This window comes from Bradyrhizobium sp. SZCCHNS3016, assembly GCF_032484535.1.
Classification (GTDB): Bacteria; Pseudomonadota; Alphaproteobacteria; order Rhizobiales; family Xanthobacteraceae; genus Bradyrhizobium.
On record NZ_JAUETE010000008.1, the window covers coordinates 53,035 to 69,721 of the forward strand.

13 protein-coding genes are annotated in these 16,687 nt (G+C 65.8%); 7 read left to right on the plus strand and 6 right to left on the minus strand.

All coding sequences use genetic code 11. From position 1 onward, the window contains the following. Positions 1 to 17 precede the first annotated feature (17 nt). Together rnd and QW881_RS16600 are read right to left on the minus strand one after the other, a co-directional pair. Positions 18 to 1,166, minus strand: a complete 1,149-nt coding sequence (gene rnd, locus QW881_RS16595; RefSeq protein ID WP_315739434.1) for a ribonuclease D — start codon at positions 1,164 to 1,166, stop codon at positions 18 to 20. 406 nt (positions 1,167 to 1,572) lie between these two features. Further along, complete coding sequence (locus QW881_RS16600; RefSeq protein ID WP_316158552.1) at positions 1,573 to 3,048, minus strand: protein adenylyltransferase SelO; 1,476 nt, start codon at positions 3,046 to 3,048, stop codon at positions 1,573 to 1,575. 267 nt (positions 3,049 to 3,315) lie between these two features. Between QW881_RS16600 and aspS the strand changes: the two genes are divergently transcribed. After that, entirely contained in the window at positions 3,316 to 5,103 is a 1,788-nt protein-coding gene (aspS, locus tag QW881_RS16605; RefSeq protein ID WP_315712352.1) for an aspartate--tRNA ligase, read from the plus strand. A 158-nt stretch (positions 5,104 to 5,261) separates the two neighbouring features. Here aspS and QW881_RS16610 read toward each other — a convergent pair whose 3' ends face one another. After that, positions 5,262 to 5,849, minus strand: a complete 588-nt coding sequence (locus QW881_RS16610) for a cytochrome b (RefSeq protein ID WP_315712351.1) — start codon at positions 5,847 to 5,849, stop codon at positions 5,262 to 5,264. Positions 5,850 to 6,424: 575 nt separating this feature from the next. Between QW881_RS16610 and QW881_RS16615 the strand changes: the two genes are divergently transcribed. From QW881_RS16615 to QW881_RS16625, 3 genes are all read left to right on the plus strand, one after another. Then, positions 6,425 to 7,981 carry an ABC transporter substrate-binding protein gene (locus QW881_RS16615; RefSeq protein WP_315755717.1) on the plus strand — a complete coding sequence of 519 codons (1,557 nt, stop codon included), beginning with the start codon at positions 6,425 to 6,427 and terminating at the stop codon, positions 7,979 to 7,981. A gap of 186 nt (positions 7,982 to 8,167) precedes the next feature. Beyond that, positions 8,168 to 8,407 carry a hypothetical protein gene (locus QW881_RS16620; RefSeq protein ID WP_315755716.1) on the plus strand — a complete coding sequence of 80 codons (240 nt, stop codon included), beginning with the start codon at positions 8,168 to 8,170 and terminating at the stop codon, positions 8,405 to 8,407. 156 nt (positions 8,408 to 8,563) lie between these two features. Beyond that, the gene (locus QW881_RS16625) at positions 8,564 to 9,025 is read left to right on the plus strand and encodes a hypothetical protein (protein WP_315755715.1); all 462 of its coding nucleotides are present in this window, start codon (positions 8,564 to 8,566) and stop codon (positions 9,023 to 9,025) included. A gap of 356 nt (positions 9,026 to 9,381) precedes the next feature. Here the strand turns inward: QW881_RS16625 and QW881_RS16630 are convergent, their stop codons facing one another. Beyond that, positions 9,382 to 9,885 carry a hypothetical protein gene (locus QW881_RS16630; RefSeq protein ID WP_316158551.1) on the minus strand — a complete coding sequence of 168 codons (504 nt, stop codon included), beginning with the start codon at positions 9,883 to 9,885 and terminating at the stop codon, positions 9,382 to 9,384. Between the two features lie 184 nt (positions 9,886 to 10,069). Between QW881_RS16630 and QW881_RS16635 the strand changes: the two genes are divergently transcribed. Then, positions 10,070 to 10,318, plus strand: coding sequence for a hypothetical protein (locus QW881_RS16635; RefSeq protein ID WP_316158550.1), 249 nt, complete (start codon positions 10,070 to 10,072; stop codon positions 10,316 to 10,318). A 657-nt stretch (positions 10,319 to 10,975) separates the two neighbouring features. Here QW881_RS16635 and QW881_RS16640 read toward each other — a convergent pair. After that, on the minus strand, positions 10,976 to 12,952 hold the full coding sequence (locus QW881_RS16640) for a hypothetical protein (RefSeq protein WP_316158549.1): 1,977 nt from the start codon (positions 12,950 to 12,952) through the stop codon (positions 10,976 to 10,978). 240 nt (positions 12,953 to 13,192) lie between these two features. On the opposite strand from QW881_RS16640, the gene QW881_RS16645 reads away from it, so the two are divergent. Both QW881_RS16645 and QW881_RS16650 read left to right on the plus strand, forming a co-directional pair. Beyond that, on the plus strand, positions 13,193 to 15,505 hold the full coding sequence (locus QW881_RS16645; protein WP_315755711.1) for an NADP-dependent malic enzyme: 2,313 nt from the start codon (positions 13,193 to 13,195) through the stop codon (positions 15,503 to 15,505). Positions 15,506 to 15,653: 148 nt separating this feature from the next. Continuing rightward, entirely contained in the window at positions 15,654 to 16,109 is a 456-nt protein-coding gene (locus tag QW881_RS16650; protein ID WP_315755709.1) for a DoxX family protein, read from the plus strand. A 9-nt stretch (positions 16,110 to 16,118) separates the two neighbouring features. On the opposite strand, the gene QW881_RS16655 is transcribed toward QW881_RS16650, so the two are convergent. Next, positions 16,119 to 16,679: a dihydrofolate reductase gene (locus QW881_RS16655; RefSeq protein ID WP_315755708.1), complete on the minus strand. Its 561-nt coding sequence runs from the start codon at positions 16,677 to 16,679 to the stop codon at positions 16,119 to 16,121. Between the last annotated feature and the right edge of the window lie 8 nt (positions 16,680 to 16,687).

The window sequence follows — 16,687 nt, forward strand, 5'->3', positions numbered from 1 at the left end:
AGCCGCTGCGATGCCCGTCAGGCCCGGTCGACCCGGACGACGCGGCCCTTCTCGATCGCGAGCGCGAGCTTGCCGTGCTTCAGCGCCAGCGCGGCCTCGCCGAACAGCTCGCGGCGCCAGCCCTGCAGCGCAGCAACGTCGGCATTGTCGTCGGCGGCGATCTGCTCGAGATCGTCGACGGTGGCGATGACCTTGCTCGCCACGGCATGGCGCTCCGAGGTCATGCGCAGGAGGACCTTGAGCAACTCGACGATCGCAGCGCCATTGGAGTTGTTGCGCGGCTTTTCCAGCTTGGGCAGGGCGGCGAGATCGCGCGCCAGCCCGCGCTGCACGGCGGCGACGATGTCGGAGCCCCATCTTGAGCGCTCGAAGCCCTTGGGCAGCGAGCGCAGATTGCCGAGCTTCTCGATCGTTGTCGGGGCATGGGTGGCGATGTCGCCGACCGCGTCGTCCTTCATCACGCGGCTGCGCGGCACGTCGCGGCTCTGCGCCTCCTGCTCGCGCCAGGCCGCGACCTCGATCAGCACCGCGAGCTCCTTCGGCTTGCGGACCCGCGTCTTCAGCCGCTCCCAGGCGCGCTCGGGATGGAAGTCGTAAGTCTTCGGCGAGGTCAGGATCTCCATCTCCTCGCTGACCCAGTCGCTTCGCCCGCGCTTCTTCAGGTCGGCATCGAGCGCGGCAAACACGTCGCGCAGATGGGTGACATCGGCCTCGGCGTAATGCGCCTGCTCCTTGGTCAGCGGCCGCCGCGACCAGTCGGTGAAGCGGTGGGTCTTGTCGGGGCGGTGGCCGGTGATGCGCTCGACCAGCTGGTCGTAGGCGATGCTGTCACCGTATCCCAGCACCATCGCGGCGACCTGGGTGTCGAAGATCGGGTGCGGCACGATGCCGGCGCGGTGCCAGATGATCTCGATGTCCTGGCGGGCGGCGTGGAAGACCTTCAGGACCTTCTCGTTCGCCATCAGCTCGAAGAAGGCTTTGAGATCGATGCCCTCGGCAAGGGCGTCGATCACCACGGCCTCGTCCGGGCTCGCCATCTGCACGACGCAGAGCAGGGGGTAGTAGGTGGTCTCCCGCAGGAACTCGGTATCGACGGTGACGACCGGGTGCTGGGCGAGGCGGGCGCAGGCGGCCGCGAGGTCCGCGGTGGTGGTGATCAAGTCCATGAACGATCCATGACGAGGCACTTACGCCGTCGTCCGAAAACGCTGACAAGTCAAGGGTGTCGGCAAAGGGGAAGGAACGAAATTCGTCCTCGCTTGTCGGCCCAATCCGCCCGGAACGCAAGCGCTCCGGTGTCAGCTGATCGCTCTATGGTTGACGATGGGCGGTCCGGGGGGGGCCTCAGTGATGCCGGACGCGGCCCGACGGCCGCCGCGCCGAGGGCACCGCGAGCACGATCAGGCACAAGGCGATCATCGCCAGACCCATGAATTCGAACACCAGCGCGTCCACGTGCGCGACCTCCCGACTTGTTGCTTCAACTTGTCGGGGCTGCGTTGATCGTTTCTTAAGGACCCGGGCGTGACGCCGGCGATGGTGGACGCGAGGTTAAGGCAGGGAACTTGCCGTTTACGTGCCGCAGAACGTCTGTAGCACGCGTTCCTGGGGCTGCGGCGGCTCGGCATAGGCGGCCTGGTCCGGCTGGTCGTCGTACGGCCGGGCCAGCACCGCATGCAGCTCCTCGAACGGCGCGTAGTCGTCGTTCTCGACCGCCGCGGTGATGATCGCCTCGATGCGATGGTTGCGCGGGATGAAGGCCGGATTGACCTTGCGCATGGCCTCGCCCCGCTCCGCCGCGGTCTGCGGTTCCTCCGCGAGGCGCCGGCGCCAGCGCTGAGCCCATTCGTCGAAGTCCGTGGGATCCTCGAACAGGGCGCGGACCTCGCTGAGATCGCCGCTGCCGGCGGCGTCGCTGAGACGGCGGAACGTCAGCGTGAAATCGGCTCGGGCCGCCGCCATCGCATCGAACAATGCTTGCGCCAGCGGCTGGTCGCCCTCGCGTTGCATGAACAGGCCGAGCTTGCGGCGCAGCCCCGCCTGGTGAGCGTCGGTGAACTGGGCGGCAAAGCCGTCGAGCGCCGCCTCGGCCTCCTTGATCGCCTGGTCCTTGTCGTCGCCGAACAGCGGCAGCAGGCATTCGGCGAGCCGGGTCAGGTTCCACATCGCGATGCGCGGCTGGTTGGCGAACGCATAGCGGCCGAACTCGTCGATCGAGGAGAACACCTGCTTCGGGTCATAGCCGTCCATGAAGGCGCAGGGGCCGTAATCGATGGTCTCGCCGGACACCGAGGTGTTGTCGGTGTTCATGACGCCATGGATGAAGCCGACCAGCAGCCAGTCGGCGATCAGCCGGGCCTGGCGCGCGATCACCGCATCGAGCAGGGCGTGATAGGGCCGCTCGGTGCCGGCGAGGTCAGGGTAGTGCCGGCTGATGACGTGGTCGGCGAGCCGGCGCACGGCGTCGGTGTCCTGGCGCGCGGCGAAATACTGGAACGTGCCGACCCGGATGTGGCTGGTGGCGACCCGCGTCAGCACCGCGCCGGGCAGCGCCGTGCCGCGATAGACCTGCTCGCCGGTGACGACCGCCGCCAGCGATCGGGTGGTCGGGATGCGAAGTGCCGCCATCGCCTCGCTGACGATGTATTCGCGCAGCACCGGCCCCAGCGCGGCACGGCCATCGCCGCGGCGCGAGAACGGGGTCGGCCCGGAGCCCTTGAGCTGGATGTCGCGGCGCACGCCGTTGCGGTCGACCACCTCGCCAAGCAGGACCGCCCGGCCGTCGCCGAGCTGCGGCACGAAATGCCCGAACTGGTGGCCGGCATAGGCCATCGCGATCGGCTCGGCGCCCTCCGGCACGGTCTTGCCGGCCAGGATCGCGGCGCCCTCCGGCGTCTCCAGCTCGGCCGGGTTCAGCCCCAACTCCGCGGCGAGAGGCCGGTTCAGCTTGATGAGACGGGGCGCTGCGACGGGGGTCGGCGCCACCCGGGCGAAGAAATTGTCCGGCAGCGTGGCGTAGGAGTTCTGGAAGGGGAAATGCACGGTCATACCTTCTAAGATAGGCGCGAGGAGGCCGCTTTTCGAGCCCAAACGGCCGCCAGATGAGCGTTTCAGCGCCAGCTCAATTCGGCGGCAGCGCGCCTGGTTGCATCGCTGGCTCGAGCGAGGCGGCCTTTTCCCCGCTGCGAGGCGGAAAAGGAGCCGTTCCTGCGGTTGCCGCGCCGGGGCGGCTCGGCTAAACCCTGCGCGCATTCGGAGCGCGCCTTTAAGGGCTGCGCCGATTCCTTCTCCTCACGACGACCATTCAGGACGACCATGCATCGCTACCGGACCCACACCTGCGGCGCGCTCCGCGAGAGCAACATCGGAGAGACGGTCCGGCTGTCCGGCTGGTGCCATCGCATCCGCGACCATGGCGGCGTCCTGTTCGTCGACCTGCGCGACCATTACGGCATCACCCAATGCGTGGTCGATCCGGACTCGCCGGCGTTCAGCCTGGCCGAGAAGCTGCGCTCGGAATGGGTCGTGCGCATGGAGGGCAAGGTGCGCCGCCGCCCGGCCGGCGCCGACAACAAGAGCACCGACAATGACGATCTGCCGACCGGCAAGATCGAGCTGTACGTCTCCGACATCGAGGTGCTCGGCCCCGCGGACGAGCTGCCGCTGCCGGTGTTCGGCGAGCAGGAGTACCCCGAGGACATCCGGCTGAAATACCGCTTCCTCGATCTGCGTCGCGAGAAGCTGCACCAGAACATCATGACGCGCGGCGCGATCATCGATTCGATGCGCCGGCGTATGAAGGAGCAGGGCTTCTTCGAATTCCAGACGCCGATCCTGACCGCGTCGTCGCCGGAGGGCGCGCGCGACTTCCTGGTGCCGTCGCGCATCCATCCCGGCAAGTTCTACGCACTGCCGCAGGCGCCGCAGCAGTACAAGCAGCTGCTGATGATGTCGGGCTTCGACCGCTACTTCCAGATCGCTCCGTGCTTCCGCGACGAGGATCCGCGCGCCGACCGCCTGCCGGGCGAGTTCTACCAGCTCGACGTCGAGATGAGCTTCGTCGAGCAGGAGGATGTGTTCGCGGCGATGGAGCCGGTCATCACCGGGGTGTTCGAGGACTTCGCCAAGGGCAAGCCGGTGACCAAGGGTTGGCCGCGCATCCCGTTCGCCGAGGCGATCCGCAAATACGGCTCCGACAAGCCTGATCTGCGCAACCCGATCGAGATGGCCGACGTTTCCGAGCACTTCCGCGGCTCCGGCTTCAAGGTGTTCGCGCGCATGCTCGAGGACCCCAAGAACCAGGTCTGGGCGATCCCGGCGCCATCCGGCGGCAGCCGCGCGTTCTGCGACCGCATGAACTCGTGGGCGCAGGGCGAGGGCCAGCCCGGCCTCGGCTACATCATGTGGCGCGAGGGCGGCGAGGGCGCAGGTCCCCTGGCGAACAACATCGGTCCGGAGCGCACGGCTGCGATCCGCAGCCAGCTCGGCACCAAGGAGGGCGACGCTGCCTTCTTCGTCGCCGGCGATCCCGACAAGTTCTGGAAGTTCGCAGGCCTCGCCCGCAACAAGGTCGCCGATGAGCTGAACCTGTCCGACAAGGATCAGTTCAAGCTGGCCTGGATCGTCGACTTCCCGATGTACGAGTACAACGAGGACGACAAGAAGGTCGACTTCTCGCACAACCCGTTCTCCATGCCGCAGGGCGGCCTGGAGGCGCTGCAGACGCAGGATCCGCTGACCATCAAGGCGTTCCAGTACGACATCACCTGCAACGGCTACGAGATCGCCTCCGGCGGCATCCGCAACCACAAGCCGGCGGCGATGGTGAAGGCGTTCGAGATCGCAGGTTACGGCGAGCAGGAGGTGGTCGACCGCTTCGGCGGCATGTACCGCGCCTTCCAGTATGGCGCCCCGCCGCATGGCGGCATGGCCGCCGGTGTCGACCGCATCGTGATGCTGCTTTGTGGCACCACCAACCTGCGCGAGATCTCGCTGTTCCCGATGAACCAGCAGGCCATGGACCTGCTGATGGGCGCGCCGTCGGAAGCCAGCACGAAGCAGCTGCGCGAGCTGCACATCAGGACCAACCTGCCGAACAAGTAGTTCGGCGGACTGAGGTTGATGCTCGAATCTTCGTCATTGCGAGCGCAGCGAAGCAATTCGGGGTGGCACGAGGACTCCGGATTGCTTCGTCGCCTGCGGCTCCTCGCAATGACGATCGTGTGGGGATCGCAGAGCGGTCGTCACGGGTCGCGCATCGTTCACGCGGCCGAACGGCCCGGCAGCATCCGTGTCAGGACGCCGTCGCGGCGGACGACGTGATGAAACAGCGCGGCCGCGACGTGCAGGGCCACCACGATCCACGCGATCCATTTGCCGACGACATGGTGGATTGCGTCGACCGGCGGCTCGAACGCCTCCCAGGTGATCCCCCAGCGCGTCTCGATCCAGCCGAATAGCGCCGTCTCACGGAAGTTCGGCAGCGCGAACGCTCCGAAGTCGGTGGCGGCATCGGTGCCGATATAGCCGGTCAGCGGCATCAGGATCAGCAGCACGTACAATCCCCAATGCGCGGCGTGCGCGAGCCACGCCTCGGCATCTGATGCATGCGGCTGATCGGGCTGAACGTTGACGAGCCGCCACAGCAGGCGAGGCAGGACGGACAGGCCGACGATCATGCCCAGCACCCAATGGACGTTGAGCACGGGCAAGGCGTCCGGGGACGTGTCGTCCATGAACCAGATGACATAGTACACGACGGCATAGGCCGCGATGAAGGCCGCGGCGCCGGTCCAGTGGAAGAGCTTGGCGATCGCACCGAACTCCATCGTCGTATTCTTCCACGGCATCACGAACCTCTTCCCACCGCTATGAGCTGCGATCAGCTGCTATCGCCAAAATCGGCAGCGAGCCAGCGATGGGCCGGCGGGTCAGGACGCTTCTCCCGTCAATTCAGTCTCACCTCGTCGTTATCGGACGCTGAGCTGCGGCATGTCGTCGCCGGTGACTCGAGACTGCCGCAAGATGACCCAGCCTTGAAGGCGTCGCCCGGCATTTGATGGTCTCGCGTTAATGCTGGTTAAGACTGCGAACAACTTCATCCGGGCGTCCGATGGCGTCCAGGCGGCTCCGGAGGCGCCTCGCGCATCGCGCTGAGCTCTTCGACCGGCCGGTGAAGCCGGTCGCCATGCCCCGCGGCAAACTGTTGATTCTGAGAACTAATCGTTCGTGCCGCCTGTTAGTTCGGCGGGTTGCGCGACACGGCGCGAAACACGATCGAGCAGTGCGCCCCGCTATGAGTTCCAGGCGACCGCGATCGGCCGAATGGATATTGCGGTGTCATGCAACCTGTCTTTAATAGGAAGCCTGTCTGACTCATGTAGTGAACTTAGCCAACCAATCAAAAGAAGACGGATAGTTCAAAATGACCGTTCGCTGGTGTGCGCTCCTTCTCGGAACCTGCTTCTTCGTCCCTGCCGCCTCCGCTGCTCCCATTTCCCCCGATGTCGTTCGTGATCTCGCCTCCCGTGTCGGTCCGGTCGTCGGCCAGGCCGCGACGTGCCGCGAGATCGCCCAGGGGCGCGTCCAGACCATCATCGATCAGTTCAGCGAAGTGATCCGCCAGGGCTCTTCGAACGGCGGCGAGCGCGATGGGCTCATTCGCACCTTCAACAGCTACATCGCCGAGGGCCGCGGCCGGGTCGCGTCCTCGCAGGTGAGCTGTCAGACCGCAGAACGCCAATTGGCGGAGCTGGAGCGGTCGCTCAGCCAGCAGCAGTCGGCGGCTCCGTCGCTGTCCTTCGCGCTGGCGCCCTCGACCGCAGCCGCGTCGACGCAGCCCACGGCCAACCTGCCGCCTCCGCTTCCGCACGGCGTCAGCGACACCGAGATCCGGTTCGGCACCGTCATCCCGTTCTCCGGAGTCCGCAAGGAGTCCGCGCGCCAGATGAAGCTCGGCATCGAGACCGCCTTCAATCGCGCCAACGACGCCGGCGGGATCAACGGCCGCAAGCTGCGGCTGATCGCTGCCGACGACGGCTATGATCCCACGCGGACGCTCGGTGCGATGACGCAACTCTACGAGAAGGACCAGGTGTTCGGCTATATCGGCAACATGGGTACCGCCAACAATGCGGTGGCGATCCCCTACGCGCTGGAGCGCCGCGCGCTGTTCTTCGCGCCCTACAGCGGCTCCGCCGTCGTCCGCCGCGATCCGCCCGACCGCTACGTCTTCAACTATCGTGCGAGCTATGCCGAAGAGACCGCGGCGATCGTGCGCTACCTGATGAAGGTCAAGCGCATCCCGGCGAAGCAGATCGCCGTATTCGCGCAGAACGACGCCTATGGCGACGACGGCGCCAACGGCGTCGCCAAGGCATTCCGCGCGCTCGGCATCACCGATCCGATCATCCGCTACGGCTTCCCGCGCGGCTCGCTGGACGTCGACGAGGCCGTCGGCAAGCTGAAGGCGCAGACCAAGCCACCGATCAAGGCCGTGATCATGATCGCGACCGACCGCGCGGCGGCGAAATTCATCGAGAAGACCCACGAGGCGGTTCCGGGGCTGATCTACGCCAACATCTCGGCGGTCGGATCGTCGTCGCTCGCCGCCGAGCTGAAGCTGCTCGGCTCGAAATACACCAACGGCGTCATCGTCACGCAGGGCGTTCCATCGGTCGCCGGCTATTCGAGCCTGGTGCTCGACTACAAGACCGCGCTGGAAAAGTACTTCCCCGGCGAGGCGCCGGATTACACCTCGCTCGAGGGCTTCATCTCGGCGAGCATCCTGATCCAGGCGCTGAAGCAGACAACGCCGCTCGAGACCGAGCGACTGGTCGACACGCTGGAGTCGATGCAGAGCATCGACCTCGGGCTCGGCAGCAAGCTCTCCTTCGGACGCGCCGAGCACCAGGCCTCGCACAAGATCTGGGGCACCGCGCTCGACGAGACCGGCACCTACCAGGCGATCGAGCTGGAATGACGGGCGGGGGCGGCACGACGCAGCCGAGCTTGTCGTCCCCCGTCAGCGCCGCAGTGCAAACGACGTCCCTCCGGCCGGCTTGCGGCCGGCCGGGCGACACGGATCCGACCTCGAGACCATGGTGAGCCGGAACTGTTCGACGGATACTTCATTGACTTGCAGGCGCAACAACCGTGAGCGACCGCAATGTCCATGCGAACACAGATTTCGGCGATGGTCTTCATGATGGTTCAGGCCGTGCTGTTCGGTGCGGGAGTTCTGACGATTCTTCTCACGCCGCTCAGCAATCACGCGATGCTCGCAATGCCGGTCATGATTGGCCTGAGCGTGGTGCTGTCAGCCATCGTCTCGTGGCAGATCGCACCGCGGCTGCGCGCGAGATATTGGCGCCGGCGTGGAATCAACCACGATATGATCTCGGGCTGACGCCAGAGAGCAACCGGCGACCGCCCTGCCTCAGCGCTTCAGCTCGCTTCTGCGTCCGGCTGTCATCTGCTTTGCGGCGCAGCATCGAAACAGGCAATGTCGTTTGAACCAACGCTGACCCGCACGGTTAGACAGCATTCTCTTGGAGGATGAACCATGCGCGTTCCAGCAGCAGTGACCGTCGTGTTAATATCCTCTTGTCTCCTCTCAGCAGGCGCGTCAGCTCAGCAGGCCGACAGCACGCCGGGAACCGGCCAAACCCAGGCCGTTCCGGTGCAGCCGGAACGTACGCCCCAGCAGTCGGACCGGGCTCGTGAACGCGAGCGCCAGAGTGCCGAAGACACGCGGGTGAACCGCGACTGGACGGCACAGCAGCGCGACGACGACCGCATGGGCATGGATCGCATGGACATGGATCGGATGCGCCAGCACCGCATGGGCCGGATGATGGATCAGGACATGGATCATCGCACCACGGGCCGAAACGCGCGAATGCAGCGCGATGATGACGACATGGATCGTCGCGCGCGCAGCTCCGAGGGGGATCGGCCCTACCGGCGCGTCAAGATCTGCTACGAATACGAGAATGGCGACGAGCTCTGCCGCTATCGCGACTAGCTCCGGCAGGGGCGATCGCAAAGACGCATCGGCTTGCGTGTGCCGGCGCCACAAGCGCCGGCGTGCTGCGGCACGTTTGTTTGGAAGTATAATTTGTGTTGGAAGCGCAACTTCGCGCCAGCTGATCTTGGCGTCAGCTCGTGCGCCGCGCCAACAACAGTGCGCCGCCCAGGCTGCACATGACGGCGCCTGATGCCTGCCGCATCCGCGTCACGAGGCTCGGCCGGCGGGCGAGACGATGCCGCGCCTTGGCGGCCCAGAACGTCACGACCAGGTCGACGCTGGTGTTGAGCGTCAGCGAAAGGGAAAAGTGAAGACACCCCGCAAGGACGAGGCGGCGCGGAGCAGCATCCGATCTAAATGGGCGGCGTTTTGATGCCAACGCTCTTGAGCTGCAGCGCCTCGGCTCCGAGATAGAAGAACGAATCCGGATCTTTCGTCAAACATCTCCTTGTCTTCGACACCAGCCGCGCGGACCATGTTAGAAAGTCCTCGTCCTTCCTCGCAACCCGCCCGTCTCGGTCGAAGTAGCTGTTCACGACGTAGAAGCGCCCCTCACTGATATGCTGATCACCCATGTAGCATCGGCTGAATTCAATCACGAGGGATTGGATCACGTCGATGCTTGAGAAGTTCCCGCCGTGATCGGAGGACATCGCGTCGAGATCATCTGCCCGCGCAATGTAGATTGTGAGCGTCTCCTTCCCCATCTGCCGGACGGCAGGTGTTGGCAGAATATCAATCCGGCTGTCGTTGCGGCGCCGAGCGAGGTAGACGAATTGACCGGCCGGATCGAGCTTGCTCAGCAGCTCTGCCTGGTCCTTCGGCGTCAGAAAGAAGTTGACTTGGCGGCTGCGCATGGGGCTGGGCGGAACTGTGAAGCGATCGACGGCGGGCCGCGCGGAAACAGAAGGCGCGGGGCCGGCTCGATCTTGAAGATGCCTGGTAAGTCTTGCGAGATCAGGCTCTATCGTCAAGTTTCATTGTCGTTCCGCGGCAAGCCAAGCCCGCGTTCACCGCGGTGACAGCTTTGAGGAAGACCAAGTGAGTCTATCAAGCATTCGGGCCGTTCCTGACAGGTACCTGCCGCCTGGAACGGCGGTCAGCTACGATGGTCAGCAGGACGGCGGCCCCGAATATGGGGTGGTCGTTCATTGCTGGCTGGAGCCGGAGATCGGCGGCTACGACTGCTATGTCGCCTTCTTCGGACACGAGCAGCCCATCGGGAAACCTGCAGGCAAACCCTACCTGCTGCGATACGCGGCGACATCGCTCAAGGTCATGCCGTCGTAGTCCGTCGCATATCTGCCCGACGGGCAATTGCTGCAACCCCATCATGCGCAAACTGCCCGTCGTGTTAGTTTGTCGCAATCATTCCGCTTGTACCGTCGGGCAAATCACCTTCACATTTCCGGCCATCCCGCCTCGATGAAGAGGGACGGTTCGCGGTCGTCACGAGACGTGAGGCGGGGAGGCGGTGGCCGCAGTCTGTCGCAACGCGTGTGAGCGCGCGGACGAACGGCGGGTTGCGGGCGGTCAAGTCGCGTGGTCCTGGCACCCCGATGCTGGTGTCAAGTTTGCGTCGATGCCTTCGGGCATCGCGCGGATGACGGGGGCAAACAAGCCGGTCCCCGAGGAGAGCGCGAAGCAGCCGAAAAGCCCACCGCGCAGGGAATGCCGGATGATCGGCTGAACCTGTGGTACCTGCCGCCTGCATTTTTTTTCGCAGGCGGGCCATGGGTGAGGCCTTCGCCCGGCATTCCCTGCGCCCTCTTCGAAACATGAGGGCCGAACGAACCGGAACACCTCGGGCGAATGAGCCGCGGGATCGTCGGCGCACGTCCCCAAGCCGCGGAGCGTTGACCGTGCTCATTCATCGCGTAGCCGGACCCTCCACGTGCCGCCGGAATGATGGAGGAGAGAGGCGGGGCCCTCGCTCCTCCCTTCAGATCACGGCGCGGTCTGCGCCTCGATCTTGAACTGCGCCAGCGCGCTCGGTGGGTCGATGGCGATGAGCTGGGCGAGCTGCAGGGCCGGGACCTTGGCGCGCGGCGAGAGCTTCAGCGTGAAGGTCTGGTGCGGACGCTCGACGAAGCGGCTGATGGCATCGACGGCACCGGCGACATCGACGTTGTCGGCCGCGACCTGCGCGCCGATCGCCTTGATGCTGTCGACCAGCGCCTTGCGCGCAGCGTCGCGCGTGATCGCATGACCGCGCGCATAATTGGCGACGAGCACGTCGACCGCGCCGAGATCGCGCAGGGTCAATTCCAGCCCGCTGGCCTCGATCTGCGCCGCGGCCGTCGTGGCCTGCTGCAGGTCGATGGTGAATACGTCGCGCGGCACCTGCGACAGCGACATGCTGGCCGAGGCTGCGATGAGGTTGCTGACCTCGAGCTTGACCGGTTGAAGCGCAAACGCGCCCGAGCTCTCGGTCCAGCCGAGGCCGAGATCGGCGTCGAAGGCGGCGGTGTCGATGCCGGCGACCAGAAGCGGCAGCAACGCCGGATTGGACGCATCGAGCGGTCCTGCCATCTTGGCGACCAGGTGGGCCTGGGTCGGGATGGGACCGACGAACTGGCCCCAGTCGAGGCTGAAATTGTCGATCTGGACCGGCTTGGTGCTCGCCTTGTAGGACGTCGTCAGCGCCTTCAGCTCGATACCGCCGATCAGCTTGAACAGCGCCAGGGCTTCGGCCGGACCTGGCTTGGCTCCCGGTACGGCGAATTTGGCGGTGTGGCGCAGCAGGCCGCCCATGTCGAAGCGCTTCACGGCGAAGCGGCCGAGCTTGACCGGTCCGTTCGGGGTCCGGCCGTCGAAGCCCTCGAACGCGACGTCGCCCTTGCCGTCGTCGAGGTCGAAGCGCGTCAGCGCGACCTTGACCGGGCCGTCGGGAGTCTCGACCGCGAGGCCTCGGACCTCGACGTTCTTGAACAGGACGCCGTCATAGATGCTGGCCACCTTGTCGATGAGGTCCGGCGTCATGGCGCTCGTTCGCGGCGAGGTCGGCGTCAAGGCGGCGACCAGCGCCGGCAGTTGGATGCGCGACGGCCGCACGCCGAACTGGTCCATCGTGAGGCTGTCGATGTGCATGCGCATGCCGAGATCGGACGTGATCTCGTAGAGGCCTGCCCCGGCGACGCCGCTCAGGCGGACGACACGATCGTCGGTGGCGGACTCGGGCGCGAGCAGAGCGACGATGGCGTTGACGTCGATGTCCTTGGTCACGACGTCGAGCATGCGGCCGCGCACCGTCTCGACCTTGCCGTTCGGCGGTTGCGCCGCGGTGCTGAAGGTGACCTCCTGGATCTTGTAGTTGCCGATGCGGCCGCCCTTGATGTCGTCCACCACCAGCCCGGAATAGCCGAACTCGGTCGGCCCGACCGAGGGGCCGCCCTCCATCGTGCCGGTGACCCGCGGCACCGTGGCCGAGGTGGCGCTGATGGTGGCGAGCTGTTGGGCGAGCGCGCGGGAGGTCTCGAGCATGCCGGCGCCGGCCGGGAGCGCGGCGAACCGCGCCGGGCCGGCATAATCCTTCACCAGCAGTTGCGGCAGCTTGTAGCTCAGCCGGAGCGGCGACGGGCCGGGGATGTGGCCGGCCATGGCGATGTCGCTGATCTCGATGCTGGCGGCCGTGACGTGCTCGGAATCAGGCTGGCTCAGCCCGGTCGCGGTGATGGTGCCGAGCGTGACGCTGGCCGGCGGCTGCGCGGCCGATTGGAGCTTGACGTCGGCGATGGTCAACTTGCGGCTCCACAGCTCGAAGGCGACCTTGCCATGGGTGGCCGTGGCGCCGCTCTGCCGGATCTGGGCAAAGCTGGCCTCGACCTCGCGCTCGGCGCGGCTCTGGGCGTACCAGGGCACGCCGACGAAGCCGGCGACGGCCAGCGCGGCAGCCGTGAGAATTCCGATCAGGATACGGGTCATTTGATGTGCTCCGCCCAAGGCTTAGGCAGCAAGTGATGATGGTCTCAATGAAATCGATGGAGTAGGGATGTGCTTCTGCGAACTGGGGAATCGCTGGCCCGGGATGCCGGCGAACATGGTTTCGGATGTTGCATGAAAGCCGCCCAACGTGCATCACATGCACTTCCACCGGCCGGAAAAACCGACGTCTGACCGAGACTCAAGAGACCAAAAATCCGGGTCGGAAACGCTGGAGCACGTATGTCGTCGTCCTATTCTGAAGATCTTCGTTCCGCAGCCCTGGCCTATCACCGGCTGCCACGGCCGGGCAAGCTGGAGATCCAGGCTACCAAGCCGCTCGCCAACCAGCGCGACCTGGCGCTGGCCTATTCGCCGGGCGTTGCCGCCGCCTGCACCGAGATCGCCAACAGCCCGGCCGAGGCCGCCACGCTGACCGCGCGCGCCAATCTGGTCGCCGTCGTCTCCAACGGTACAGCCGTGCTCGGCCTCGGCAATATTGGCCCGCTGGCGTCCAAGCCGGTGATGGAGGGCAAGGCGGTCCTGTTCAAGAAATTCGCCGGCATCGACGTGTTCGACATCGAGATCGCGGCCGACACGATCGATCGGGTGGTCGAGACGGTCGCGGCGCTGGAGCCGACCTTCGGCGGCATCAACCTCGAGGACATCAAGGGACCGGAGTGCTTCGAGATCGAGGCGCGGCTCAAGGAGCGCATGAAGATCCCGGTCTTCCATGACGACCAGCACGGCACCGCGATCATCGTCGGCGCCGCGATCAAGAATGCGCTGTCGCTGGCCGGCAAGCAACTCTCCGAGGTCAAGATCGTGACGTCGGGCGCCGGCGCTGCCGCGATCGCCTGCCTCAATCTGCTGGTCTCGATGGGCGCGCAGCGCAAGAACATCTGGGTCTGCGACATCGACGGCGTCGTCCATGAGGGCCGCAACACGCTGATGGACCCGTGGAAGGCGGTCTATGCGCAGAAGACCGACAAGCGGACCTTGGCCGAGGTGATCGGCGGCGCCGACATCTTCCTTGGTCTCTCGGCCGGCGGCGTGCTGAAGCCGGAGCTGCTCAAGCAGATGGCCGAGAAGCCGCTGATCATGGCGCTGGCCAATCCCAACCCGGAGATCATGCCGGAGGAGGCGCGCGCGGCGCGGCCGGACGCGATGATCTGCACCGGGCGTTCGGACTTCCCGAACCAAGTCAACAACGTGCTGTGCTTCCCGTTCATCTTCCGCGGCGCGCTCGACGTCGGCGCCACCGCGATCAACGAGGCGATGAAGCAGGCGGCGGTCGACGCGATCGCGCAGCTTGCCCAGGACCCGCCGTCGGACGCGGTCAGCCGCGGCTTCGACACCGGCGAGACGCAGGGTTTTGGTCCGGGTTCGCTGATCCCCTCGCCATTCGATCCGCGCCTGATCCTGCGCATTGCGCCGGCGGTGGCGAAGGCGGCGATGGAGTCCGGCGTCGCGACGCGGCCGATCACCAATTTCGACGAGTACACCGCGCTGCTGGAACGTTTTGCGTTCCGCTCCGGCCTGGTCATGAAGCCGGTGTTCGCCAAGGCGAAGACGCAGCCGGTCCGCGTGATCTATGCCGAGGGCGAGGACGAGCGTGTGCTGCGCGCCACCCAGGTGGTGCTGGAGGAGAAGCTGGCGCGGCCGATCCTGGTCGGCCGTCCTTCCGTGGTCGAGGCCCGCATCAAGCGCTTCGGCCTGTCGATCAAGGCCGGGCGTGATTTCGACCTGATCAACCCCGAGGACGATCCGCGCTACCGCTCTTATGTGCAGAGCTACATCGAGATCGCGGGACGGCGCGGCGTGACGCCGGATGCGGCGCGCACGGTGGTGCGCACCAACGCCACCGTGATCGCGGCGCTCGCCGTCGTCAGGGGCGAGGCGGATGCGATGATCTGCGGCGTCGAGGGCCGCTACATGAGCCATCTGCGCCACGTCCGTGAGATCATCGGCTTCATGCCGGGGGTCAGCGACTACGCGGCGCTGGCGCTCACCATCACCAGCAAGGGCGCCTATTTCATCGGCGACACCCAGGTGCGGCCGGATCCCACGGCCGAAGAGCTCGCCGAGATGGCGTCGCTCGCGGCCAACCACGTCACGCGATTCAACATCAAGCCGAAGATTGCCTTCGTCTCGCATTCCGATTTCGGTGGCTACGATACCGAGTCCTCGCGCAAGATGCGGCAGGCGACGGCATTGCTGAAGCAGCATCGTCCCGACCTCGAGGCCGACGGCGAGATGCAGGGCGACACCGCGCTGTCGGCGACCGCGCGCAAGGCGATCCTGCCGCATTCGGATCTCGAAGGCTCGGCCAATGTCCTGATCATGCCGAATCTCGACGCCGCCAACGTCGCCTATCAGATGATCAAGGTGCTGGCGGATGCGGTCCCGGTGGGGCCGATCCTGATCGGCCCGGCGCGCCCGGCGCACATCCTGACGCCGTCGGTGACGGCGCGCGGCATTCTCAACATGACGGCGGTGGCCGCGGTCGAAGCCCAGGAACGGGCGGGGAGGGCGCAGCCGACGCTGTTTGCGTGACGTTGTTGGCGTGATCGAAGTGTGGCGGAATTCGTCCGGTTTCGGTCGTATTCCGCCCGCCTTTATTGTTGAAAAGCGTTCGCGACGTCACATATCCGGCTCGGTGGGCCGGCGACACATCGTTTGAAGTTGATCCGTGAGGGCGAGAATGCCGGGTTTCATTACATTCGGGCGCGTTCTGTTCGCCGTGATCTTCATCTACACGGGCGCGACCAAGCTGTTCGGCATTCCCGCCACCGCCGATCTCATCGCTGCCAAGGTCACGATTCCCACGATGCTCGCGCCCTATGCGGCGCAGCTCGAGGCCGCTGCCAAGATGCCGATGCCGCAGATCCTGGCGATCGCGGCCGGTGCGTTCGAGGTGCTTGCCGGCGTGATGATCGCGCTCAACTTTCTCGGGCGTTTCTTCGCGGCTCTGATGATCGTGTTCGTCGGCGCGACCATCTTCTACTTCCATGACTTCTGGAACCAGGCCCCGCCCGACAACGCCAAGACCCTGATCGACGCGCTGAAGAACCTGTCGATCATCGGCGCGCTGTTCATGATCTTGGGCTACGGCAAGGGTCCGAAGACACCGGAGCAGAGCGCTTATGGAGACATCTAGAGGGGAGCCTCAAGCGGTGCGTTTCCAGGCGGTCACGCTGACGTCGTGGGCGGGATCGAGCATCAACTGATTGGCGGGCGCGTAGCCGTGGGCCGTCAGCACCTGCTGCGGCGAACGGTCAGGACCGACGCCGGGAAAGCACGGCGCGCCGCCGGGCAGGGAGACGTGGGGTGCCAGTGACAGGAAGAAGGTGTCGTAGCGGTCCATGAACATCTCGAACACGACGGGACCGCCGATCACCGCCACCGTGCCGCTGCTGACGCCGGCGGCCTCGCAGGCGGCTTCGAACGAGGCACCCGCCGGGTTCCAAAGGGTGGAGAGCGGCTTTTCCGGATCCGGCGCCAGCCCCGCGACCTTGCCGGTCACCACGATGCGCCGACGCTTCGGCGAATTCGGCTGGTCCTCATAGGAGTTGCGGCCGTGGATGATCAGATCGGCGCCATCGAGGGCCTGGGAAAAGAATGCGGCGTCGCCGGGAAATTTCAGGGCGGGCGGCATCGCATTGCTCGCGTCGGCCAACATCCCGTCGGCCGACACGATCACGTAACCTTCGAGACGAAGCTTGGTCACTGACGAAA